This window comes from Caballeronia sp. LZ029 (assembly GCF_031451275.1).
In the GTDB taxonomy this organism is placed as follows: domain Bacteria; phylum Pseudomonadota; class Gammaproteobacteria; order Burkholderiales; family Burkholderiaceae; genus Caballeronia; species Caballeronia jiangsuensis.
Map to the genome: position 1 here is coordinate 1 of NZ_JARUXO010000138.1, position 1,187 is coordinate 1,187.

At 59.5% G+C, this 1,187-nt stretch carries 1 protein-coding gene; it reads right to left on the minus strand.

What is annotated here, in order from left to right:
• Nucleotides 1-135: 135 nt before the first annotated feature.
• Entirely contained in the window at nt 136-1,110 is a 975-nt protein-coding gene (locus QCE73_RS39340; RefSeq protein WP_309886214.1) for an IS5 family transposase, read from the minus strand.
• Nucleotides 1,111-1,187 lie beyond the last annotated feature (77 nt).

The following is a 1,187-nucleotide window of genomic DNA, read 5'->3' on the forward strand; positions in this document are numbered from 1 at the left end:
GGCAACGCTGAACAAGCCGTTGTATTTATCAATTTGGGCCCGAACACCGGTGGGTCTATCGTGAGTGAGGCTTTGCGGCTGCATTTCTTGCCCACCTGGGCGTTGTGGACGGGCCTGCGGCCCGCTTTTCGCCCATTACGGGCGTACCTGTGCCATCAATCGCCTGCGCGAGAGATAAACGTTGGTCAACGCCAGCGCGACGAAGGCGCGATTGGCGTTCTTCGCGAGACCGCGATAGCGTACCTTCGTGAAGCCCCACAGGCGCTTGACGACAGCAAACACGTGCTCGACCCGAGCCCTGATCTTCGACTTGTTGCGGTTCTTGCCGCGCGCTACCTCGTCAACTTTGCCCGCGCGGCGCGTACGCTGATTGGTGAAGTCGCGTGCCTTGGGGGCCTTGCCACGGATCAGCGCTTTCTGGCTCGCATAGGCGCTATCTCCATAGACGCGTTGCTCTTGCCCATGCAGCAATTCCGGCAGCGGATGTTTGTCGTGCACGTTGGCCGACGTGACCACCGCGCTATGTGCCAGGCCGCTTTGACTATCGACCCCGATGTGCAACTTCAAGCCGAAATACCATTGCTTTCCTTTGCGCGTCTGATGCATCTCGAGGTCGCGCGCCTGCTGCTTGTTTTTGGTCGAGCTGGGGGCGGCGATCAACGTCGCGTCCACGATAGTGCCGCTGGCAAGCTTCATACCGCTGGCTTGCAGCACCCGCCCCACCTCGGCGAAGAGCCGTTCGCCCAGTTGGTGCTTCTCAAGCAGGCGCCGGAATTTGAGCAGCGTTGTCGCATCCGGGACGGCTTCGCAGCCCAGATCAATGCCCACGAAGCAACGCAGGCTGGTGCTGTCATACAGAGCCTCTTCGCAAGCGAAGTCGGCCAGATTGAACCAGTGCTGCACGAAGTGAATCCGCAGCATGCGTTCCAAACCAATCGGCGGGCGACCGTTACCCCGTTTCGGGTAATACGGTTCAATTACCGCGCACAGTTCGGTCCAAGGAACGATCCTGTTCATCGTGTCGAGAAACTCGTCGCGTCGCGTGCGTTTGCGGCGAGTCTCGAAACCCGCACCTTGATCCGCGGCCATCGCAAGCGTCTGCTGTTTCATTGTCTTTTGACTTACTCGTTGCTCGTGCGCTCTATAACGCTTGACGCGCACAGGCGGTGGACTTAATCAGTGTTGCC